At 60.1% G+C, this 23485-nt stretch carries 16 protein-coding genes; 4 read left to right on the top strand and 12 right to left on the bottom strand.

Annotated features, from left to right (window positions below; genetic code table 11):
• The first annotated feature begins 8 nt into the window (after window positions 1-8).
• Window positions 9-1112: an acyltransferase family protein gene (locus tag ACPPVR_RS34070; protein ID WP_426610898.1), complete on the top strand. Its 1104-nt coding sequence runs from the start codon at window positions 9-11 to the stop codon at window positions 1110-1112.
• Window positions 1109-2203 (top strand): acyltransferase family protein, encoded by a 1095-nt coding sequence (locus ACPPVR_RS34065; RefSeq protein WP_426610897.1) that lies wholly within the window; start codon window positions 1109-1111, stop codon window positions 2201-2203. Before ACPPVR_RS34070 ends, ACPPVR_RS34065 begins: the two co-directional genes overlap by 4 nt.
• A gap of 5 nt (window positions 2204-2208) precedes the next feature.
• On the opposite strand, the gene ACPPVR_RS34060 is transcribed toward ACPPVR_RS34065, so the two are convergent.
• From ACPPVR_RS34060 to ACPPVR_RS34045, 4 genes are all read right to left on the bottom strand, one after another.
• Complete coding sequence (locus tag ACPPVR_RS34060) at window positions 2209-3555, bottom strand: acyltransferase family protein (protein ID WP_426610896.1); 1347 nt, start codon at window positions 3553-3555, stop codon at window positions 2209-2211.
• 136 nt (window positions 3556-3691) lie between these two features.
• Window positions 3692-4792 carry an acyltransferase family protein gene (locus ACPPVR_RS34055; RefSeq protein ID WP_426610895.1) on the bottom strand — a complete coding sequence of 367 codons (1101 nt, stop codon included), beginning with the start codon at window positions 4790-4792 and terminating at the stop codon, window positions 3692-3694.
• Window positions 4793-5006: 214 nt separating this feature from the next.
• Window positions 5007-9617 carry a beta strand repeat-containing protein gene (locus ACPPVR_RS34050; RefSeq protein WP_426610894.1) on the bottom strand — a complete coding sequence of 1537 codons (4611 nt, stop codon included), beginning with the start codon at window positions 9615-9617 and terminating at the stop codon, window positions 5007-5009.
• A gap of 269 nt (window positions 9618-9886) precedes the next feature.
• The gene (locus ACPPVR_RS34045) at window positions 9887-10990 is read right to left on the bottom strand and encodes a glycosyltransferase (RefSeq protein WP_426610893.1); all 1104 of its coding nucleotides are present in this window, start codon (window positions 10988-10990) and stop codon (window positions 9887-9889) included.
• Between the two features lie 251 nt (window positions 10991-11241).
• Here ACPPVR_RS34045 and ACPPVR_RS34040 point away from each other — a divergent pair, with 251 nt between their 5' ends.
• A complete protein-coding gene (locus tag ACPPVR_RS34040) occupies window positions 11242-12342 on the top strand; it encodes a glycosyl hydrolase 53 family protein (protein WP_426610892.1) in 1101 nt (366 codons plus the stop codon).
• A gap of 25 nt (window positions 12343-12367) precedes the next feature.
• On the opposite strand, the gene ACPPVR_RS34035 is transcribed toward ACPPVR_RS34040, so the two are convergent.
• The 6 genes from ACPPVR_RS34035 to ACPPVR_RS34010 all read right to left on the bottom strand — a co-directional run bounded on the left by ACPPVR_RS34035 (window position 12368) and on the right by ACPPVR_RS34010 (window position 20257).
• The gene (locus ACPPVR_RS34035) at window positions 12368-13114 is read right to left on the bottom strand and encodes a hypothetical protein (RefSeq protein ID WP_426610891.1); all 747 of its coding nucleotides are present in this window, start codon (window positions 13112-13114) and stop codon (window positions 12368-12370) included.
• A gap of 128 nt (window positions 13115-13242) precedes the next feature.
• The gene (locus tag ACPPVR_RS34030) at window positions 13243-14685 is read right to left on the bottom strand and encodes a lipopolysaccharide biosynthesis protein (protein ID WP_426610890.1); all 1443 of its coding nucleotides are present in this window, start codon (window positions 14683-14685) and stop codon (window positions 13243-13245) included.
• Between the two features lie 185 nt (window positions 14686-14870).
• Window positions 14871-16283 (bottom strand): hypothetical protein, encoded by a 1413-nt coding sequence (locus ACPPVR_RS34025; protein WP_426610889.1) that lies wholly within the window; start codon window positions 16281-16283, stop codon window positions 14871-14873.
• Window positions 16284-16352: 69 nt separating this feature from the next.
• Complete coding sequence (locus tag ACPPVR_RS34020) at window positions 16353-17552, bottom strand: glycosyltransferase family 4 protein (protein WP_426610888.1); 1200 nt, start codon at window positions 17550-17552, stop codon at window positions 16353-16355.
• Window positions 17553-17603: 51 nt separating this feature from the next.
• A complete protein-coding gene (locus ACPPVR_RS34015; protein ID WP_426610887.1) occupies window positions 17604-18806 on the bottom strand; it encodes a glycosyltransferase family 4 protein in 1203 nt (400 codons plus the stop codon).
• Window positions 18807-19027: 221 nt separating this feature from the next.
• On the bottom strand, window positions 19028-20257 hold the full coding sequence (locus ACPPVR_RS34010) for a polysaccharide biosynthesis/export family protein (RefSeq protein ID WP_426610886.1): 1230 nt from the start codon (window positions 20255-20257) through the stop codon (window positions 19028-19030).
• Between the two features lie 540 nt (window positions 20258-20797).
• Here ACPPVR_RS34010 and ACPPVR_RS34005 point away from each other — a divergent pair.
• Window positions 20798-20935: a hypothetical protein gene (locus ACPPVR_RS34005; RefSeq protein WP_426610885.1), complete on the top strand. Its 138-nt coding sequence runs from the start codon at window positions 20798-20800 to the stop codon at window positions 20933-20935.
• Between the two features lie 14 nt (window positions 20936-20949).
• Here ACPPVR_RS34005 and ACPPVR_RS34000 read toward each other — a convergent pair whose 3' ends face one another.
• Entirely contained in the window at window positions 20950-22110 is a 1161-nt protein-coding gene (locus ACPPVR_RS34000; RefSeq protein ID WP_426610884.1) for a glycosyltransferase, read from the bottom strand.
• A gap of 67 nt (window positions 22111-22177) precedes the next feature.
• A complete protein-coding gene (locus ACPPVR_RS33995) occupies window positions 22178-23293 on the bottom strand; it encodes a glycosyltransferase family 4 protein (protein ID WP_426610883.1) in 1116 nt (371 codons plus the stop codon).
• Window positions 23294-23485 lie beyond the last annotated feature (192 nt).

Below are 23485 nucleotides of genomic sequence, written 5' to 3'. Positions count from 1 at the left end.
GGCCGGCAATGCACAAGCGGCTCGCGTTCATAGATACCCTGCGCGGTATCGCTGTTCTGTCCGTGTTGCTCCAGCATGCGCTGGAGCAGATCGTACTGAACCACGCGGCGGGGGACTACTACCGGATCTTCCATAACGCAGTCGGCCAGTACTTCAATTTCGGCCGGTTCGGCGTCGTGCTGTTCTTCTTCATCAGCGGCTTCGTGATTCCGAACAGTTTTCCGAATAGCTCTGCGCCGATCCGGGATTTTGCGATCGGTCGCATTTTCAGGCTCTACCCGGCCTATTGGGTGTCGATCGTCGTTGTTCTGCTCATTGCGCCGGCGATGGAGGGGAAGACATTTCCTCTGTCGCAGGTCGTCGCCAATATCACCATGTTGCAGATGTTCATGAATGTCGCGAACCTCAACATCGGATATTGGACGCTCGCCGTAGAGTTGATTTTCTATGTTGCGTGTATCGCGCTGTTCGCTGTCGGTCTTCTGAGGGCGCGCTGGACTGCGATTTGCATCATCATTGCAGCGTCTCTGACCGCAATCGTGGCGCTTCCCTTTGTGACGAACCACCTTTTTTGGGGCTTGCTCGAGCTCATGCTGGACCTCACGGCGATGTTTCTCGGCAAGGTGGTTCGCGATGCCGTGATCGGCGAGCGCCTCGATTGGCGTCATGTCGCGATCTGCACGCTGCTTTACGTGCTCTATGCGGCCGCCTGCGCATACCGGCGCTATGGAGTGGATTATCAGGACAATTTCTTCTGCGCTTACGGCATGGGGGCCGCCTATATCGGGGCTGCCGTCGTATTCCTCGCGTTTGCCGCTCTCGGCGAGCGCGGGGCTTCGAGCATCCTGTCCTTTGTCGGCCGTGTCAGCTATTCGGTCTACCTGATGGGGCCCTACGTGCTGGTCGTGATCGTGCAGTTTTTCGGAACAGGTCAGGGCCCGGGGCAATGGTCTCTCTTTGTGATCGGAGTTGGATCGGGGTCGATCTTGGTTAGTTGGCTGAACTATCTGGCTGTGGAGAAGCCCATGGTGACCTTCGGTCACCGGTTTCGTCCGCAGGCGTTTTCCGCGGTTGCGCTTCAACCGTCACTGCGGGGACAGGGGGCCGAATGAACAGCCAGGGCGAAAAGACCTACGCGGAGTCCGGCGGCCCGTTCGTGCCGTCAATTCAGGGATTGCGTGGAATTGCCGCGCTGAGCGTCCTGATCGACCATTTTTGCGATATGCCGAAGGGGGGCTTCTACGACATCCCCAATCCGGGCTTTCTGCCGCCGATATGGCCGTGGCTGCAATCGGTGATCAACTCCGGCGGGCATGGCGTCGAACTGTTCTTCATGATCAGCGGCTTTCTGATTCCCGCGAGCCTGGTGCGGCACGGATCGATCGGGAAGTTCATGTATGATCGCGTCCTGCGCATCATGCCGGTCTTCGTCGTGCTGCATCTGGCGTTGTTCGTGGCCGGCCCGATCGTCGGATACAAGTTCTTCCGGGGAATCGACCTGCCGACCTACCTCCAGGTGTTCTTTGCCAATCTGTTCTTCGTCCAGGATGCGCTCGGACTTCCGATCGCCCAGCAGAACGCCTGGACGTTGACCTATGAATGGGCCTTCTACATCCTGTTCGCATTGTGCTTCGCCGCGGTCGTGCGGTTGAAGAGCTGGTTGCTTGCAGCGCCGTTGATCCTGCTGGGCTTCCTTTGCATCCTGAGTTGGCCGATCGCCGCCTTCTTCGTCGTCGGCATGCTGTTCAGCGCGAGCAATCTGCGCTTTCGGATGACAGGCGTCGCGGGCGTTGTTGCCGGCCTCGCCTGTTTTGCCGCAATGTATGTCGCGCTCGACGTGCTGCATCCGTTTGCGGCGCTGATCCCGGGCTTTCTCCTGTTCGGGATGGTGCTGGCGACGGGATCGGGGATCGCAGGTCTGTTGAGACTGGCGCCACTGCAATACCTCGGCAAGATCAGCTACAGTCTCTATCTCGTTCACCCCTTCGTGCTATTTCCGCTGCAAGTCATCGGGTTGAAGCTGGTCGATCGCGGCGTCGATCGCTGGCTGCTGTGGAGCGGGTTCGTGATTTTCGGGCTTGCGCTCGCTTTGATCGCAAGCGCGTTCAGTTACGAGATCATCGAAGTGCGCGTGCGCCGGATCATCGACGGGACGCTCCGGAACATCTTCGCGCGGAAAATGGCGCAAAGCCCGGCGGCTTGATCCCGTCAAGCGGGCCTTTGGTAGAACCGGCGCAGCCGAAGCGCCGGTTTTTCAATGATGTTCCAGGAGAAGGCCGCAAATCCGAGGGTCAGCACCACCACGATCGGCAGGATCACCGCGAGCGAGAGGCGGTGATCTGGCCCCAAGAAGCGCTGGAAAATGTCGATCGTCGCCTGCGTGATCGGAAAACCGTAGAGATAGATGCCGTAGGAAAGATCCTGGCTGAACAGGCGATCGAACGTCCGAAAACTCTGCATGCCGATATAGACCGTGCAGTAGGTCAGGAATATGCCGGCGAGCGGCAGCAGCACGTTGAGCCACATGATCACCGCGTAGCAAGCGGCGGAGATCGCAAAGATCGCCCAGTGGATCGGCACGTATCTGGCGTTCAGGCGGAACACCATGCCGAAGAAGAACATGAAAACGAGATACCAGCCGGCCAGCCTCGTCGAATCCTGCCGGACGCTGAAGGTCGCAGGATCGATGAAGTAGGCGAGGAGTTCGGCGATGAGCGCGGCGCCGACAAGGAGCGTGAGCCAGCGGATCTTTCGCGGCTCGCTCGAGATCATGCGCACGAGCAGGAGCGCGAAGGCGAAGACGTAGCACCAGAGCTCCCAGGGCAGCGTCCAGAGATTGGCGTTGACCATCTCCGGCCAGGGATTGTGCAGGAACAGGCCCGGCAGCTCGAACGTGACGTGACCGACGATGTTGCCGAAATAGCGGAAGAACTGGTACTCGGACAGATATTGCGACAGCGGCAGTTGCGTCAGCAGCGGTCCGACCACGAGCGCGCAGAGCGTCACCTCGACGCTGAGCGCCGGGACGATGCGCAAGACGCGGTTGACGAAGAACGTCTTGATATCCGGGTTCTTGATGGCGCTGCCGGTCACGAGGAAGCCGCTCAGCGCGAAGAACATCCCCACGAGCGCAATGAGGCCGGGCCTGAGCAGCTCCTGGATGATTTCGGATGCATGCAGGTGGCTGAAGGACAGGGCGGTCAATCCGCCCATCTTGTCAAAGGCGGCGGCGCCGGGATCCTTGAGGACGTAGACGGCCATTCCCGGTTCATCGAGCTTCTTGACGAAGACGGCGCCGGCGAACAGGCCGGCAACCGCGACACGGCAGTGATGCGACAGGATGACCAGCGACAGCAGGTGCCGCATCATGTTGAAACCCGGTCCGAGACCGTTGTTCTTTGCCAGGATGCTCTCGGCGGTTTCCCTCTGCGCCAGGCTCGACTGAATGGTGTCGGACAGCCGCCGGAAGCTAGACGGAGCGGAGGAGCGCTCGCGGTCGAGGGCGCCCGGCAACGACACGGTTGCGAGCCCTGCGTCTCGATCCGATTGCGACATTCTCCTACGGCCTTTCATTCGTCTGTTTTGGCAGCATCAGCGGATGCCACGGAGTTGAAGCCAATTCATGGCGGTGACGGTGCCGAGGCCGGGTTGGCATAGCACCGAATTGCAGTTTTCGCCCAACCGATCGCCGCTATGCGATGATCGAGCGGCGGCGTCCCAGCCGGCGGCAATAACCGATCAGGGGTTGCTCGACATACCAATGAATCAGGATCCCGGCGATGACCGACGCGATCACCGCAAGGATGACGAAGAGAGCAGACGGCAATGGATTGTGGAGGCGGGCGGAGATCTGAATCAGCACGACCGCGGTTGCCGCGTGGGTGAGGTAGATCGAATAGGAGGCGTCCCCGAGCAACATGCCCAGGGAATGCAGCAGTCCTGGCTTTTCGGTGGAAACGACGCCCAGCCAGACCACGATCGTCGCGAGCAGAGTCCACCACACGGCCCGCAGCCCGTTGTCTTCCGAAAGCATGATCCCCACGACGACCGCCCCGAGCGTCGTCGCCGCGACGGTGAGGGGGAATGCTGCCGGGAATCGGCTGCGCACCAGCGGATGGCCCTTCAGCCACAGCAAGCCGAGCGCGAAGCCCATGCCGAATTGGAGATTGGGCATCATGATGTTGCCATAGCCAACCACGGTCGCCAGCGCGAGACCCGTGCTCTCCGGTTGCAGCAGCTCCGGCCATGGCAGCAGATGTGCCGTCGCGTACCAGGCCAATGGCGCAAGGAACCAGGCGATCAGCACATAAAACCGAGGGCGTGGCTGGAGCATCGTCCATGCGAAGAGAATGTAGAAAATGAACTCGTGCCGGAGGGTCCAGACGACATGTGGCCGCAGCTCCCCGATTGGCCAGAGCGCCAGCGCCCTCAGGCCGGGGAGAAGATCGAGCTTTCCGGAGCCTGCCAGCGACAGCAGATTGTATCCGATCACGCATACCCACATGAAGGGAATGATGCGCACGAAGCGCCGGAGAAAGAACTCCGCGGGCGTGCTGCGGACCGGGCCGAATGAAACAATCGTGATGATGAAGCCGCTGATGACAAAGAAGATTGCGACGCCGAACAGGCCGGTTTCCGCGAGCAGGAACGGGCTCTCGCCGTAAGAAGGCGGAAGGCTGACCAGCCAGTTGACGTGCCAGATTACGACCAGAATGGCTGCAAAACCGCGCAGGTATTGAATTCCCGGTACGATCCCGCCTTTTGGGGACCGTGCGCCCTCGATATCCGTCAATGTCGCCTCAATGCCGCGCTGCGTCTCGATTTTACCGACCGCTTCAGGGATCGGTCAAATCCTGATTTTGGGGCGCAATGATGATGTATCAGGCAATGACGTCGCGGTCAGGCAATCTCATGCGGGCGCGCCATGTCCAGCATGGCGGGTTCTGCGCCCGCTGATCCCTGGATGCGTGCGGCGAAGCGAAATTTCGCCGCACCCATCCTCGCGATCAGACGAACAGGAAGTCGTTACTGGTCAAGTTCGCGGCGACGACGTTCTTCAGCAGGATCGAGTCGTTCGCCGTGACGTGGACCAGGGTGTCGGCACCGGACTGACTGAGCTGGAGATGGCTGTAATCGGCGGCCATCAGCTTCGCGATCGCGACCGTGTCGTGGCCCGTCGCCGATCCGGCATGGAAGCCGTTCACCAAATCGTTGCCGCCGCCGAAAGAGACCGTGGTCGATCCGGCGCCGGCCACCGCAAAGGTGTCGTTTCCGGCGCCGCCGGCGAGCGTGATGCCTGCGACCTTGGCCGACGAATTGTGCGTTCCGTCCGAGTTCAGGATGTCGATATAGGCGAGATTGCCGGCCGTATTGTAGGAGTCATGCTCTGTATTGGTTGCGTTGAAGTAGAAGTTGTCGTGCGATCCGTCGGCGTTGTTGACGTAAGCCTTGGTCTTGACGCCGTCCGCGTACACGGTCGTCGAGTTCGAGCCGTCCGTGTTCTGAACGTAGTCGCTGGCGATCTTGCCGTTCGAGTAGGTCTGGGTGTCCTTCGAGCCGTCGGCATTGGTGATGTAGACCGACGTCTCGATGCCGCCGCTGAAATTGGTCGTCGTGGTGTTGCCGCTGGCCTTCGCCACCGTCTGGGTCACGCTGCCGGTCGTATCGAACGTGGACGTCAAGGTCGAGCCGTCGGTGTGGTTCTGCACCTCAGTCGTCTTGTGCCCGGTGGTGTCGAACTGGTCCGTGGTGATGCTGCCGTCCGAGTTGACGACCTTGGTGTATTGCAAGGTGCCGTCGGCGTGCAGATCGGTGATCGATGTGATCGAATCGTCCGCCTTGGTCTGCTGGATCTCGGTCGTGTAGGCCTTGCCGGTGACGTTGAAGAACGTGTTGGTGTGCGTGCCGTCGGCATTCGTTGCATACGTCGCCGTCTTGACGTCGTTGCTGTAGATCGTCGTCGACGACGAGCCGTCCGTTTTCTGGATCGCCACGCTGGTCAGGTGGCCCGCCGTGTAAAGATCGGACTCCTTCGAGCCGTCGGCGTTGACGATGTAGACCGAAGCCTCGACGCCGCTGCTGTAGTTGGTCGTCGTGGTATTGCCGCTGGCCTTGGCGACAGTCTGGGTCACATTGCCGGAGGTGTCATAGGAAGACGTCAGCGTCGAGCCGTTGGTGTAGGTCTGGACTTCAGTCGTCTTGTGGCCGACGCTGTCATACTGGTCGGTGGTGATGCTGCCGTCGGCGTTGACGACCTTGGTGTATTGGAAGCTGCCGTCCGCGTGGAGGTCGGTGATCGCCGTGATGGTGCCGTCGGCCTTGGTATTCTGGATCTCGGTCGTGTAGGCCTGTCCGGTGACATTGTAGAACGTGTTCGTATGTGTGCCGTCGGCGTTGGTGACGTAAACCTTGGATTTCGCGCCACTGGCGAAGACGGTCATCGTCGATGAGCCGTCGGTCTTCTGGACGAGATCGCTGGCGATCACGCCGGCTGCGAACAGCTTGGTTTCCTTGGTGCCGTCGGCGCCGATGATGTAGATCGACGTCGGAACGCCCGCGCTGAGGTTCGTTGTTGTGGCGGTGCCGTTGACGGCCTTGGCAACCGTCTGTGTCGCGACCCCGGACGTGTTGTACGTCGTAGTGAGGCTCGAACCGTCGGTGTAGTTGCGAACCTCCGTGATCTCCTGGCCGGCGGTGTTGTAGAGGCCGGTGGTGGTGCTGCCGTCCGCGTTGGTGATCTTGGTGTACTGCGTCGTGCCATCGGCATGCAGGTTGGTGAAGGCGGTCACCGTTCCGTCGGCCTGGGTCGTCTGGATCTGCGTCGTATAGGGCTGGCCGGTAATGTTGTAGAAGGTGTTGGTGTGCGTGCCGTCGGCGTTGGTGACATAGACCTTGGATTTGACGCCACTCGCATAGACCGTCATCGATGACGACCCGTCGGTCTTCTGGACGAGATCGCTCGTGATCACGCCGGCCGCAAACAGCTTGGTTTCCTTGCTGCCGTCGGCGCCGATGATGTAGATCGACGTCGGAACGCCCGCGCTGAGGTTCGTCGTCGTAGCGGTGCCGTCGACCGCCTTGGCAACCGTCTGCGTCGCGACCCCGGACGTGTTGTAAGTCGTGGTGAGGCTTGAGCCGTCGGTGTAGTTGCGCACCTCCGTAATCTTTTGGCCCGCGGTATTATAGAGGCCAGTGGTGGTGCTGCCGTCCGCGTTCGTGATCTTGGTATACTGCGTCGTGCCGTCGGCGTGCAGTTGGGTGAGGGCGGTGACCGTTCCGTCGGCTTTGGTCGTCTGGATCTGCGTCGTGTAGGCCTGGCCGGTGATGTTGTAGAACGCGTTGGTATGGGTGCCGTCGGTGTTGGTGACATACACCTTGGATGTGACGCCATTCGCATAGACCGTCATCGTCGACGATCCGTCGGTCTTCTGGACGAGATCGCTAGCGATCTGGCCCGCCGTATAGAGCTTGGTTTCTTTGGTGCCGTCCGCGCCGGTAATGTAGATCGAAGTCAGAACGCTCGCGGCATAATTGGTCGTGGTCGTGCCGCCGTTGGCAGCCTTCGCGACGGTCTGCGTTACGACGCCAGACGTGTTGTAGTTCGTAGTCAGGCTTGAGCCATCGCTATAGTTCCGCACCTCCGACGTTTTCTGACCTGCGCTATTGTAGAGGCCCGTGGTGGTGCTGCCGTCGGCGTTGACCACCTTCGTATACTGGGTCGTACCATCGGCGTGCAGATTGGTGATTGAGGTTACCGTTCCGTCAGCTTTGGTGATCTGGATCTGGGTGGCGTATGCCTGCCCGGTGATGCCGTAGAACGTGTTGGTGTGGGTTCCGTCGGCATTGGTCACATAGATCTTGGACTTCAAGCCGTTGGCGTAAACCGTCGTTGTGGTGGATTTGTCCGAGCCGTAGACAGTCTCGCTTGAGATGCTGCCATCCGGATTGTAGTTGATGATCTGCTTCGCACCATTTGCGCTGACGATGGTTTCCTGCGTCTTTACACCAGCCGAGTACAGCACCGTGTCGCTGCTCGAGTCGACATTGACGAGCGACTTGCTGGTAATGACGCCGTTGGTGAAGTTCGAGGTCGACGTTCCCGTCTGCGTGCCGGTCGTGTTGAAGAACTTCGTCTCGCTCCAGCTCGTCGTGGAGGTCGTCACCGAGAACGAGTATCCGCCCTGAATGGCCGCAAGGGCGTTTCCGTAGTGCGAGATGATGTAATTCATCGTCGATACGGACGCGACGGCGAGCACGTGGGTGTCCGTAAGCGTGATCGAATGGAGGGTGGTGGACGCGGAAAGGTCGGCGAGTTCAGCCACGATTTCGGCGGCCGTGCCGGTGACGTCGGTGGCCTGGGTCGGATTCGAGGGGGCCTTGGACACCCCGTCGATCTCGATGATGATGGGGTGGTCGCTCACGGGAATCGTGAACGAGCTGACATTGGTGTAGGTCGCGATCGGGTCCGTTCCGCCAGTGGGATCGTAAACCTTGACGGACTGATGGACGCCGTCGAGCTGGACCGTGACGGTCTGGCTCGGATTGCTGATCTCGGTGTTCGTATTCGGATCCCAGACCTTCGGTTCAGCCCAGACGACGAGATCGTAGGCACCGTTGCTCTTGCCGAGCACCATGCTGTTGCCGGAGTCCGGCATGTTGCTGAGCGTATAGTTCAACGGGCTCGTCGGCTGGCCGCTGCCTGTGCCGTCGTCATTGAGGATCGTCGTCAAATTGTGGACTGCGGTGGCGGCCAGCTTGGGCGTTCCGTCGTCGTAGAACAGCCCGAAATGGCTCTGCGCATTGGTATCGCTGCTCGACGAGTTGCGATCGAGTAATTCGTAGAGATAGGTCGTGCCGACACCGTCCTTGAAGGCGTCCATCAAGGTGTTGAGGATCGATTTCGCCTGGACCGCCTCGTCCACGCCGAGATACGGCGTCGTGCTCAGCGTCGTGTAGCCGGTTTCAGTGATGACCGAGGGGTCGCCGGGAGTGACCGAGCTCGCGAGATTCAACGCCGAAGCCAGTGCGGCTGCCGGTGTAGTGCCGGTGCTGACATAGGCGTGGGAGTTGGCGTAGTCCGAGGACGAGCTGAGATTGCCGAGCTTGGCGAAATCCGCGGGATCGTCGTAGCCGAGAGTCAGATTGTAAACAGGAAGTTTTGCCAGCGACGCGTCTGCCTTGATCGCGGTGTAGAGCGCCTGCTGGAATTGCGCCGCAGCCTCGATCGTCGAGCTGCCGTTGTAGCTGAACGCCTGGAGATTGACTTCGTTCAGGCCTTCGAGCGCGATGATGCTGCCCGGGTGTGCTGCCTCGAACGCGTCGAGCGCGGCGACATATTGCTGCAGTCCCGCCGCCCCCGTCGCCGGGATCGACGATGAAACGCCGAGGTCGAACTTGTATCCGTCGTTCGCCAGGCCGTCGAGCACGGGCTGTGCCGCCGGAATGTTCGTCAAACCGTCACGAAGCGTGGTGACGCCGAGATATTTGAGGTCTGCTTCGACGAGCGCAAGATTGTTGTAGCTGCCCCACGCATACGACACGTGCGTGTTGACGCCGATGGAGCTGGTGAACGCACTTGCCGAGAGAACGGTTTGATTGCTGCTGGTGATGGTCGCCATGACTTGCTCTGGTGATTCCCGCTGTTGGTAAATGCATAGCGGCAGAGTTTGTCAGTGACGTTAGAAAGAAGGCTAAAGATGTAAAGATCAGCGGCTTTTCCGCGAGAAGAACTGCAAGTATTTTCAGCACATTGCGAGAGACGGCTTGTTCCGCGCAGGAACTTGCCGCTATTGCCCAATCACGATTCATGAGTGATGAGTTTCGCAGCACAACGTTTCATGACGGCGAGATGAAAATTGCTGGGCGAACGAAGATGATTCGTTGCGCGCTAGTGCGTGTGTGCAGTGCTCGTCGGCTGTGCGCCGGGCAACTGGTAGTCGGTTCGCCATCCGAGCCGCTGCGCGTCGCCGTCGGCAATGGCTTCGAGCAGCGGTCGAAGTGCCTTTCTGGCGCCGTTGAGATTGCGATAAGCCAGCATTGCCTCGATCGCGAGGATGCCGACGTAACTCATTCGGTTGATGCGATAGGCAATCGGGGAGGTTGTATACCGTTTCTCAATCAAGATTCGGTTCCGGCAAGCATAATAGAGCCGCCAGGCCGGCGCATCCGGGCTGACGAGCGCACTGCGCGCGCTGGTGCTGGGCTTGTCCCACGATTCTTCCGCGTCGTTGATGCAACCGACATCGGTCAAATAGATGACGACCCCCGCGTCCGTCAGGCGCAGCGAGTAGTCATGGTCGTCGCTATAGAGGACGAATTCCTTGTTTGGAGGCGAAACCTTCCGGACGGCGGCAATCGGCAGCAGCAGCCCGCCATACGGCGCGGTTTCGATCCGGCGCAGGTGAAACTCTCCGTAATTGTCCGGATGCGGCCTGCCGGATCGTGCGATCCGGCGCCATAGTTTCGACGGAAGCGAGGCGAGATGAAAATTCAGGAACGAGTTGGCGCGAATTGCGACAGCATTCTGGTCGGCGAGCAGCGTCGGATAGATGCCCCGATCCCGGCGCAATGCGCACAGACCGATATCGTCTGTCGCTCCGAGCGCAGTATGCAGCGCGAGCAGGCGATCCAGGAAACCGTCCTCGCCGACATTGTCGTCGTCCAGAATGAGAACGAATTGCACGTCTTCGAGGCGCTGGGCGGCGGTGATGCCGGCATGAAAACCGCCGGCCGATCCCAGATTTGAAGGGAGCCTGACGATATCGACACGTGGTTCCGGCGCGAAATCCTCCGGGCTCACCGGGCGGTTGCATCCATTGTCAACTACGATCACGCATTTGACCGCGGGACTGGCTTGAGCCGCCACAACCGTCCGCCGCACCAGTTGCTCGCGCCGTCCATAAGTCACGATGACACATGCGACCGAGCGCCCCGCCTCGGTCGAACGATGGAGGGCGGCCTGAGGCTTCGATTCGAGGGTGGCGTTCGTCAATTCATTCTCGCTCGGCGTTATGTCGTTCCATTGGGGCGACATTATAGATACTGAGTGGAATTGAAACGGCAATTCCTCCGGTAATTTTCGCCACAAAAGCCTGCAATCGTGCTGCTCGCGCCAGCAGTGCGCGGCGGCTGCGCTTTTGTCGGTGAGAGCGTATTGTGATCATATTGTGAAGGCGCGAGCGGATGCAGGCAATGGCAGATCAGAATCGAACGGATGCGGTTTCTCGGGCGCATGGAGGCGCAATGTTCCTGGTAATGAAGAGATTGTTACTGGCAGCGCTGTTGCTGGCACTCGGTCTGGTGGCATCCGTCGAGAATGCCGTCGCGGGCCCGCTCACATGGGGGGTCGATGGCCCCGATGGGCGGCGCGCGGACCTGAAGGCAATCTTCGAAGTCATGCGGGCCCGCGGGCTTACCCAGTACAGGGTCGGCGCAAATCTCGCGCGCGACACCGATCCCTACTCGGTTCAGATGTATCGGGACATGATCGCGCTCGCCAAGACCTACGGCATCACGCTCAAGCCGATCCTGGCGACGCCGTTTGCCTGGGGCGATCGCACGGATGGCGGCAAGTATCCGGCCGGCGACGCGAAGGCGCTGTATCAGCAGGCCTATTCAAGAACCTATACGTTCGTGGTCAATTTCAAGGACCAGATCAACGATTGGGAGATGGGCAACGAAATCAACCTTCTCGCGCTCGATTCAAGCGGCAAGAAGCTCTACGGCCACGGCTGGACCGCGGAGGAATTCGACATGCCGGTCATGAATGACTGGGTTGCGGTTCTCAAAGGCATGTCGGATGCGATCGACAAAATCAACCGCGAGTACGGGTTGCATTTGCGGCGTGTGCTCAACACCACCTCGACGATGTTCGGCTTCCTCGACTTTATGGCCTCGAAGGGCGTCGGATTCGACGTCATCTCGTATCACTATTACGAAGTTCTGAACCAGAATCCGAACCGCGCATGGGGAGGCAGCAGGCAGGCCTACAATCTTTTCAAGAAGCTCGGCTCGTATGGTAAGCCGGTCGTCTTCAATGAAGTCAATTGCGCCGAAATCTACAAGCCGACCTACGAGAACGAGGCCGGCAAGCCCATGACCGAGGCATGCTTCAAGAGCCTGCATGCCACTTTGAGTTACATCGTCAACCAGGTCGATGCCGACATCGAAAGCGTGCTGATCTACGAGTTGTTCGACGAGCCGGCCAAGGCCCCGCCGGAGAACCGCTTCGGCCTGATGTACGACCTCCATACTCCGAAGGTGCCGCTCTACATGCTGTCGCGTTTTGCGGGAAAGACTCTCGCGCCCCACGAGGCCGAGGAGCTAACCAAGCGCGGAATGTAGGCGCGCGCCTATTGCAACATTTGGCCTAGATCCAGAGCCACGGGCAAACCTTGTCCAGCGCGACTCGGATATAGAACTTCCAGATGTTGTCTGTTGCGTATCCCTTGTTGTCGAGGCCGCGTATGCCGCTGACGAGCGGCACCGTCTGGAACCGTCGAACGAATTTTGGCGTTCTCGGCGCGGCCTCGAAATCGTCGCGCAGCGCCTTTTCGGGAAACGCCGCGGCGGAAGTCTCCTCGTAGAGCTTGCATCTGCCCTGGAGATATTTGCGATATCCCGCCGCGGTCCACGCCATCATGTACATGTCGACCACCCTTTTGGGGTAGTTCCGCATGTTGCAATAGAAATCGAACCCTTTTGGGGTCTTCTGGATCAGCTTGGCAAGATTCAGGACGACGTACCGGCCGGTGACCTTCCAGATCGGTGTTCCAGCATCGCATTCCCTGATAAACCGCGAGTTCTCCATCGCGTAGTCGAGCAGGAACAGTTCGCCGTAACCTCGGCCGTACATCTGCGGATAGTCCAGTCCCGCAAAGGAAATGAATTCGATGTCGTCGACGATGTTCAACTGTTGGGCAATTGCCTTGAGGCTGGACAGGTCCGATTCCGAGTTCTCGACGAAGACGATCCGGTCGATGCACTGACCGACCAGCCGGCCATAGAACCAAAGCGCGTCTTCGTAATCCTTACGGCGAAGGGCGGGATCCTTGCGGCCGAGGCTACGGACGTCGGCTTTCGGCGTGATGGTCGCCGTCATGATCAGAATATTCATGGGCCCTTTCGATTTCACCTCATCAAGCTCGCGCGTTCCGGCGCGAGACAGTATCGCAATGTTGTTGATGGCTTGCCCGAGTCTTGCAGGTTTGCGCTTTGGTGTGAAGAGCCCCGGCAACAGGATGACTAAGTGGCAGGAAGCTGCTCCTTGTTCAGCTTGAGATCGCGAAGGCCGAGGAGACTCCGGGCCAGCTGTCGATGTAACAGCAGATAGCAGATCGCGATCGTCACGATGTAGGCGGCCGTGCCGAACAACCAGGCGGAAGTCGGTGTCGTGGCCATGCCCGTTGCGCCGTCCGCGGCAATGAGGCCGAGAATCGTGGCAATCGTCGCGGGCGCAAGCGCCTTGACCAGATCGAGAACCGGCAGCTTGGTCTCCCAGGAGGTGATCAGCATCGTGGCGATGGAAACGATGAGCGTCACCGCAAGGTAGATCTTGATGATCCCGATGAGCCCAAATCTGAGCCCGACGACGAATGCCACAATCGTCGAGATGCTGTTCGCGGTCGAAACCCAGAATTGAAGCTGTGCCTTGCCTCGCGACAGCAGCATGGCGCCGCTGTAGGCCGTGATCGACTGCGCTGCCCCTGCAATCGACATCAGCCCGACCAACGGGATGATGCCGGTCCATTTGGCTGGAAAGAATGCGGTGAAGAGGTAGTTGGCGCCGAACGTGAGATAAAGCATGCCGGGAAAAACCACGGTCGCTGTCAGCGACAGCACACCGCAAATGATCTGATTGCGCTCCTTGAGCGTTCCTGTTGCGGACTGACGGCTGAGCGTCGCCATGAGGACGCCGCTGCCGGGCCAGGTGATCACCATCAGCGGCAGGATCATGATCTGATAGGCCAGGCCGTACAGACCGACGGCGGCCGAGCCGACGGCGCCGCCGATCAGGACGTTGCCGACCGCGCGACCGGCAAAGTTGAGCAGATTGCTCGCCAACACCCAACCGCCGAAGGTCAGGATCGTGCGCACGCGGCCCCATTGAAAATTAAGCCGCACATCCTTGCGCGCGATGATTGCGAAGGCCGCTGCCCGAACGATCTGGACGACCACATAGTAACTGACCAGCGCCCATACGCCCCAGCCCAGAAAGGCGCCCAGAACACATGTGAATACCGAAACGATGACAGCGATGATCTCCACGGTCGCCACGACCTGATAGCGCAGATGCCTCTCAAGAACGGCTCGCGGACCGAGCGCGGCAATCGAGAGCACCACCGAAATTGACAACGTGGCGAGAACGCTTCCCAACCCCTCCATGTCGAGGCCGACGGCGAGAGGCGCGGAGATCGCCGCCAGCATCACGGCGCAGAGCAGGCCGATGGCACAGATCAGCGTGATCGCGGCGCCCGCGTCGTCCCGATCGAGCGTCGGCCGCTGCACCATGGCGCTCGACATGCCCAGATCGGTCAACAGCGCGATGAAACCGACGAACGGCAGTGAAAACGTGACGAGTCCAAATTCAGAAGGCGCCGCGAAATACGTCATCATGACGGTCATCGCGAATTGAAGACCGGACTTGAGAACGTTCATGCCGGACATCGACAGCAGATTCTTCAGCATCACGTCGATCTCCGGGTGTCACTGAATGACGCCCACTCGGGTTCCATATGACCCAGCCCTGCCACCGCGCCTTTATCTCGCACATGCACAACTGGCAAGACAAGCAATCGGACAATGCGCGGGATTGCCGAGTTGTTGGGCAGGCCGTTTTTCAGTCTGGCGTGCATCGAGATGTCACGCTGTCGTTACAGATCCGATCGGGATGAGCCCGCTGCTTCCAAAAAGCGCCCCTTCCACGCGAGCAGGGCGACGATCGCGGTGGCGACCACAATTTTCGCGATCAGCCAGACCGGGCTCTGCGAAGGAACGGCCGAAAATGCGCCTATGAAGGCGGCGCCTGCGACAGACGCTGCGACGAGGCCCCATCGCGGCGTTGCGCCGAATCGTATCATTGGTCCGCTCGCAAGCACGATGACGACCGCGGTCGCGACGATGGCGCTGACCAGGACGTAGGTCGGTGCGCCCGTTATGGCTTGTGTCGGTACCGCTACCGCGAGGACAAGCAGCAACTGGCAAAGAGCGACGACGACGAGACGGGTGGCGGACTTTGTCAGATGTGGTGCGATCGCGAGCGTCGATTGCAGGTGACAGTGCATGAAATAGAACAAAGCCGCGCCGGTCGACGTCTGGAGAAAGCTTGCGAGAATGGACGGCGGAACGAACAATAGTCCCGCATCCGGCAGAAAGCCGATAAGTCCTCCAAGCATCACCAATGTGGCGCATATGATGAAATCGAGAAGATGCGCGACGGAAGCGCGGGCGTCGTCCGCGCTGCCGCGCTCGAATTGATGGACCACTTCGGGGTAGTTGACGGTATGGATGGCCGCGACCAGCACCGCAAACGGTCGCTGCAGAAGGTCGATCGCCATCGAGAATCCCGCGGTGACCGCCGGAGCGGCGTCGCCCAGGGCAGAAACGACGACGAAGCGTATCGAGACCGGGACTGAAAGGTGGAGCACTGAGGCGCCGGCAGCGAACATGCCGTAGCGGGCGAAGCTGCCCCAATCATCGAGCAGGGCAGGGCGCGACACTTTCTGAAGCGTTTGGGTATGCACGAACTGGCCGACGAGCAGACTGGCAATTTGGGCGCATAGCATGCCGAGGAGCGCCGCGTTGGCAGTGCCGTAGAACCATGCGCCGGCCGTTGCTCCGGCCACCATCAATGTGGCCCTCAGGATGAGCAGAAAGGCGGCTGCGCCGAGCCGGTGTGAAACGCGGACAACCATGAAGTGGAGATCCGTCGCGCCCTGGGCCACGGCGAGTGCAAGGCCGACGAAACCAACACTCGTGGAAATCGGGGTCGCGATTGAAGCTGCGAGGCCGCCGATCACCAGAAGCACCAGGGCGCTGAGCAGCGCCGCGCCGAACAAAGAAGATCGCAGCCGAGCTGCGTCTTCTTCGGCGGCGGCAGCCAGAAAACGCACGCCGGCCAATTGCAGCCACTCGAACATCAGCACGCTGAGCAGTTGGCTGGAAGCGAGCGTGAGGGAGAACGTGGCGTAAGCGAGAGGCGGGAGGACACGGCCCAGCAGGAAGATGAGAATAATCGCTGCCGCGCTCTGGTAGATGACTCCGACAAGCGCGAACAAACGAGTCATGGGATGGTCAGGCTGCGGGGTGATGCGCAGGGAAGAACGAGCTGATTGCGCAATGCGGTCATCCGAGGGCTATTGCTTGCGCCGGCTCAGGAGTTCGAAGGCGCCCCGATATTCGGCGATGACATCGGCGAAGGTTCGATGATCATTCTTCTGGGCGAGCTTGTCGAGCATCGCGGCCAACTCCTGGGGATTCGACATGATCCGCATGATGCTGTCCGCGAGCGATTTCGGGTCGGGCGCGGTCAGCCAGCCGACGGCACCGCGTTTCACCGCCTCGGGAATTCCGCCAAATTGCGTCCCCAAGAAGGGCTTGCGCGCGGCCTGGGCGTCGGCGACGACGAGCGGACCCGGCTCCTCCCAGATCGGCGGAATCACGACGACGTCGATCTGGCTGTAGAATGTCTCGGGCTCGACGAATCCGAGAAATTCGATACTGGCCTTGGGGGCCATGGCTCTGAGCTCGTGCTGCACATCGGCGTCCGCGACGCCAGCAATGACAAGCCGCACCCGGTCGCGAGGAAGATAGGCGAAGGCCTTGACGAGATTATAGATGCCCTTCTCTTCCGTCAGGCGGCCGATGAATCCGAAGGTCAGTACCGGACCCGGGGGCTCCTTCGAAGGTGCGGAGACTGCCATCGTGGACGCATGGGGAATGACCTTGCGCAGCTGAGTGTCCGCGAACAGACCCGTTTCCAGATGGATGTCGAGGATACGTTGGCTCACGCCGACGACGCCGCGCAGATATTTGGTCGCGCTTCGGCGGTTGATGGTCAGCAACCTGCAGCTCATGCAAGTGTGCTCGCAGGCCTTCCCCTTCGAGAAGCGCGAGCACCGCGGGCAGGTCAGATAATAATCGTGCAAGGTGTGAAGGACCGGCACGTCAAGCTCGGCCGCAACCTTCCACACCGCCGTCGTGAGGCCCGAGAGGTTGTTCGAGTGAAGCACGTCGGGCTTGAATGCCCTGATCCTGCCGGCGACAAGTTCGGCACGTTGACGCCAGTCCTCCGTCGCATGCCACAATCCGCGCGCAGGCGCGCTTCTTTGTCCGGTGAACGGCCGGTAGATATTCTTGACCGGCGCCGAGTAGACGTCGATGCCGTTGCTGGTCTCCATCGGCTGTTCGGGAAGCGAGGCTGCTCGAACGACCTCGACGGCATCGCCATTCTTCAGAAGGCCTTCGGCAATGCGGCGCACGAATATCTCGGCTCCGCCGACCACCTTCGGTGCGCCCGGTGTCGGGTACAGTGACGATGTGATCAATATCCTCATGGGAAGGATCTCATCCAATATACATCTGTGAACGAACCCCGAGAGTCCTTCTCATCTTTCTCCATCGGTGTTCGAGGTGCCTTCTAAATAAACGTCGAGATATCGTCTGGTAACAGCTTCGGGTGTGAAGCTGGCTGCAAAGTCAGGCCGTGGTGGGAAAGTCTGCTTCCATTTCGGCGCCTCGCTGATTGCCTGCTTCATCAGTTCGGCCAGTTTGTGGAAGTCACTTGGTTCGTACGAGCCGAGTGAGGTCGAGAAATGAGAGATTTCTGGTATTCCGCCGGCGGTCGAGCAAATGGTCGCCCGACCGGCATTGATGCTTTCTATCAGTGTCCGCGGCAATGGCTCCGGCCAAACCGAGCTAATTAGGCAAACATCCACGGCGGCGTAAAATTCCGGCGACTTTATGAAGCCAAGCCATTTGATCCTCGGATTATCATACCTTCCCTTCAACTCTCGCTCGTAAGCTTCGAGGCCCTTTCCGGCGATTTTGAGTTGCCAGCCCGAATTGGGAAGCAGCGAAATCGCCTTGAGGACGACATCGATACCCTTTTCCGGCTCAATCCGCCCGATGAAGCCGAACGTGAGATTGGCGTCCGAGGAAGGTGGGGCAGGCTGCACGCTGGCGTCCGCGATGTTGTAGATCACCTTGTGGGATACGTCCGGAAAGAATCCGAGTTGCAGGTGCCGGTCGAGCACGTACTGGCTGTTGGAAACCACTGCGTCGACCATACGGGAGGCGTAGAGATGCGGCATGGTCATGGTCTTGCACGCCAGGCAGCGGTGCTCGCAGGTGGCGCCTTTGCTGAAAAGTGTCGATCGCTTGCAGATGAGCGAGTAATCGCGCAGCGTATGGACGATGCGGATATTGCGACGTTTGGCCTCAGCCCACAGCGCCACGGAAAATCCGGTCAGATTGTTGGTGTGAACGACGTCCGGTTTCTCGGTGTCGAGGATGGCGCCAAATCGCTTCGCCGCCCGCCTGTTCCAGGTATCGCGCAGGTGCCATCGGAGGCGATCGAGCGCCGGCGGCTTGCGGTCCTGTCCGAACGGCCAGTACGCGTTGTCGATCTGCACCCTGTAGGTACGGATACCGTTGCGATCGCCGACCGCGACATCGCCCGCCTCTTGCAGGCAGACGACGGCGACATGGTGGCCGTTGCGCATGAAGGCTTCTGCGAGCAGCGATACTGATACCTCGGCTCCCCCCATGATGTCGGGAGGATAGAGGGTATTGACGATGAGTATCTTCAACGATCGCCTCATGCGTTGATCGTAGACGGGGGCGCACCCCGCTTGCCACGCAATAGCTGGATCCGCAATCGCATTCGCGCCCAAAACCGCGTGAATGATTACGCCGGGACGGGGCCGAAATATTCACGCGATATTCAAGAAGCGGGCCATGGAAAACTGCCCGGACGTCCGCAAGGGCGGAACCCGTCCGGGCAGATCCAAACGATCGAGCGCTGTCGCTGTTACTTGGAGTTGATCACGACGCTGGAGATGTTCGACGCGTTGGTTGAAGCTGCGTCCAGCGGGGCCATGATTTTGATAAATTCGGTCGATGGCGATTCCGCGACCGAGATCACGTCGTGATCGCGCATCCTGAAGGTGTCCGCCTGGAACCAGCCATCGGGCTTGCTCATATCGAACTTGTAGACGGCAGGAATGGTCTTGGTCGGAAATTGCGACACATTGATACCGATGCGCTCGAGCAGCGGCTTCGGCTCGAAACGATAGACATAGATCGACTTGGAATCGGCGCGGGAGCTGTCGAGACCGCCCGCCTTGGCGAGTGCCTCGGCCAGTGACATGTTGTCGTTCTCGAAGGTGAAGCGGCGATTGTTGGTGCCACCGATCGATCCCGGCGACGGTGTCGAGCCGAACGCCATGTAAACCCTGGGAATGCGGGTCAGGAAGACAACGTCGCCCGGAGCGAGCAGCACGTCCTCGTTGGGGTTATGTACGACTGAGGACATCGACTCGTTGTAGGTGCGTCCCTCGCGCTTGATCGTGATCGTGCTCTCGTAGGACGGATATTTGGGGCCGCCGGCGCGCGCGATCGCGCCCATCAAGCGAATGCCGCCCGGGTCGACCGGAAAGCGCTGCGGCGAATTGACCTCGCCGAGCACGCTGATCTGGTTGCCGCGCTGTTCTGCGACGCTCACGACCGCTTGCGGATCGATGGCGCGATCCTTGAGGCGTTCGCGGATGATGTTCGAGACGGCGCGCGGTGTCAGTCCGGAGACCTTGATCGATCCGGCGTAGGGAATGTTGATGTTGCCGGACTGGTCGACCTGCTGCCGCGGGATATCGACGAAATTGCCCGGCCGCACGCCTGCTTCGCGTGGAATGAACAGGCCGCCCGCCTGGGCTTCGTACACGGTCACGGTGACGATGTCGCCGACGCCGATCGTGACGTCGCGGTAATTGCCGCCCGGAAGGCGGGAGAAGATCAGTCCCGAGGTGTCCGTAAACGAGTTGGTCGCTTGCAGCACCGCCGGATTGGCCGGCATCAGTGCGTAGGCCATCGGCGCGGTTGGCTCGGTGACGAGCGCAGCATTTGTTTGCGTGGAAACGGCATCCGGAGCGTCTAGGGGAATGAAGCCCGCGCAGCCGGTCAACGAAATGCTGATCGCAGCGACGGCCAGAATCCGGCTAATCCCGAAATCCCAATAAGCTTGTTCGGTCTTAGCCAATGTCATTTCCCTCGCACACACCTAAAATCTGAATCACCGTAGCAACTGTCCAGCTACTGAGTCACTGCTGCGTCTTCGTGATTATGGTAAAGCACTTATGGCTGTGACCTTATTGCAACTTGTGAATCGCGATACACGTGCAAATGGCTGTTTAAATGTTGGGCGGCACGTCTTCTTTTATAAGCAGCTCGCAAAACAGACATGCGCGTGTCAGATCGATGTCGCGAATGCGGCTGATGCCGATCTTGTGAACGACGCGCGACGGCGGATCTGCGCGTTCGACAGCGTTTCGCGAGGCGGTACCGCCGTAGACTTCAAGTGTTGGATTCGGATCTGAGCTTACCCTGCGTTGTGTTTCGCGGGCTTGCGTCAAGCTTGGCGGGCGCTTGCGTGAGCCTGCATCGATTCCGCATCGATAATTTCTGCGGCGGGATTCCGCCTCCGTTAAGGCTGCGATCCGGAAGCCGGCAGTGCGCCGCTGTCCGTAAGGTCTTCCTAATCGTGATCCGGCTACCTGTCGGTCAAACAAAAGGGAAGGCGAAGACAATGTTGCAAACCGGGCTGTTCGCGGCCGGCTTTCTCATCTGTACGATGGCCGTCATGTTCGCGATTGCGTGGTCGTTCTCCGATCAACGCGTGATCGACGCCGACCTCGCGCGGAGCGATGCCCATCGGACAGCCTGATCGGCCGGTCGCTACTACGGTTGCAGATTGTTCGAGAAATCGGACTGCAATTTTGCCTGCTGCCCGGCTTCGCTCTCGTGCGTATGCAGGACGTCGGCATAGACTTGGCTCAGCCCCCGGTGGGTCTGCTCGATGTCGTAGAGCCGGGTGAAACGTTCGTATCCGGCCCGGCCGACCGCAGGCAGGTCCAGCCTGGTTGCGCGCTGGAATCCTTCCACCAGCTTTTCGGGCGAGACCTGGTCGCACAGCACGCCCGTCACACCGTCTTCGACGATTTCCGGCAGGGCGCCGATGCGGAATGCGATGATCGGCTTCGCGGCCCGCATCGCTTCGATGGCGACAAGGCCAAACGCCTCCCAGCGCGACGGAATCGCGACCATGTCGGCCTGGTCCAGTTCGGCCTCGATCTGGTTTCGGTCCATCCAGCCCAGCAGCGAGACGTTGGCGGGCAGGTCGCTTCTGCTGAATTTGCTGACGACCGACGCGCCGATGAGGCGCACGTCGATCGCGTCTCCGAGCGCCCGAGCCGCTTCGATCAGGAGATCATATCCCTTCTGACGGTCGAGACGTCCGATGAACAGGACCCTGATCTTGTCCGACCGCCATGGCGCGCTCCGCTGGTCGAGCACGGGGCGCTGTTTGGAAATCCCGTTGTGCACGAGAGCGAGGCGCTTCGTCGCAATTCCGACCCGTATGGCATCGACCTGCTCGCTTTCGGAGATGCAGACGATGCGATGGGTCAGCTTCGCCAGCACGAGTTCGGTGAACTGCGTGACGGCGCGGCTGAGGCGGCCGGTTTCGCGGCCGAAGGCCCATCCGTGCGGGCAGTAGACGATGCGCGAACGCCGATAGGTCAGCCACAGCACCGGGCGCACCACGAGCCCGGCGAACGACGAGTGAAGATGAATGATATCCGGCCGAAGCTGCCGGACCGCGCGCATGGTTGCGGACAGCATGGCAAACAGGCCGATCACGTTGCGACCGTCGCGCGGGAAGGTGGTGACGGCGTCATCCTCGATGTTGACCAGGTCGCTGCGATGGTCGGACGGAACGACATAGTTGACGTTGCCACGCCCGAAACTGTCGCTTTGATGGGGATGAAGCTCGTTGAGGTAGGTTGCGATGCCGCCTCTTACCGTTTCGGCGACATGCAGAACCTTCAGACCGCTGGACAACCGTCGATCCTTCCTTGTCTGGCGGAGACCACGCGTAACGCCTCCAAGCAGCAATATTTGGGCCGCGTCATCGTGCCGCGCTGCCGGTTGTGGCTTGGGGAGCCGGTTTGGCAAGGACTTCGAGCATGGTTGCGGCCGATTTGGTCCACGAATATGTCGCCAGCCGCTGCCGTTGCTTCTCCTGTTCCACCGAAGAAATCCGGCCGAGATCGATTCTTTCGTGCATCCGCGCGGACAACTCGTCGGCGTCGAGCGGATCGAAATAGGCGGCTGCGTCGGCGCAGGTCTCGCGCACGGCCGCAGCGGAACTCGCAATGACCGGACAGGCGAAGAACATCGCCTCCAGGGGAGGTACGCCGAATCCCTCGTAGAGGCTCGGAAACACGAATGCAGCGGCCTTCGAGAACAGGGCCGCGATTTCTTCGTCCTTGAGGCGGCCGGCGATGACGATTCCGGTCCTCGATTCGCCGGCGCTCCCGCCAAACACCTTGCTGTTGTCGCCTCCGACCACGACCAGCGGAAAATCCGTGCGGCCGAGCCGTTCGACCGCACGAATGGCGGTATCGACATTCTTGTTCTTCGTCATCGAGCCGACGAAGAGGAAGAAGCGATAGGGTTCAAGGCGCAGCGTCTCGATGATCGAGAAATCGGGATCGACCGACGCGAAGTGTTCTGCGCTGTTTGGAACGACGGGGATCGATGCGGAATCCAGCGATAACATCTCGGCAAGTTCGTTGCGTGAAAACGCTGAAACTGTTGCGATCGTTGCTGTGCGTGCCAGCAAATGACCGAGCGTCCGATGCAAAGCGAGGTACCGCCAGCTGAAGAAGTCCGGCCGTTTGAACACCTGCGCGTCGTGAATCACGACGAGATGGTCGCGGTGGAGCACGGGGCCGGAATTGGCGAGGCTGACGAGGCGCGTGCCGGCGGCCGCGCGCGCCAGATCGATCTGGTCCCACGCGTGGCCCTGCAAAGTTCCGACCTGTTTGACCTGAATGCGGCGAAGACCGGCGAGCGCCTGTGCAGTCGGCGGCACCAGAATCTGCCACTCTGCAGCCAGCAGTTGCTGCGGGGCCTGGCCGCTCGTGAGCAGACGGTCCATCGCTTTGACGATTTCGGCGGCATAGCGTTGCACGCCTGTAAGCGACTGTGACAGGAACCTGCCGTTGATGGAGAGTTTCAAAGTCGATCTTTTTCTTTGTGCGTATCTTGCGCGAACGATGCCTCAAGACTGAGCATCCGCGCCGAATGTACGATCTATCTATGATCTGTAGCACATGTGGCGCTACCGTCCGAGCATCCTCGCAGGCGGATAGCATGCGAGGATGCATGACACCATCACGTTTCCTACACATTTCGATGTGCTTACATGGAC

It is taken from the genome of Bradyrhizobium sp. McL0616, assembly GCF_049993385.1.
In the GTDB taxonomy this organism is placed as follows: Bacteria; Pseudomonadota; Alphaproteobacteria; order Rhizobiales; family Xanthobacteraceae; genus Bradyrhizobium.
Note: the sequence above shows the minus strand (reverse complement) of the source record. Positions and strands in the feature narration are given on the sequence as shown.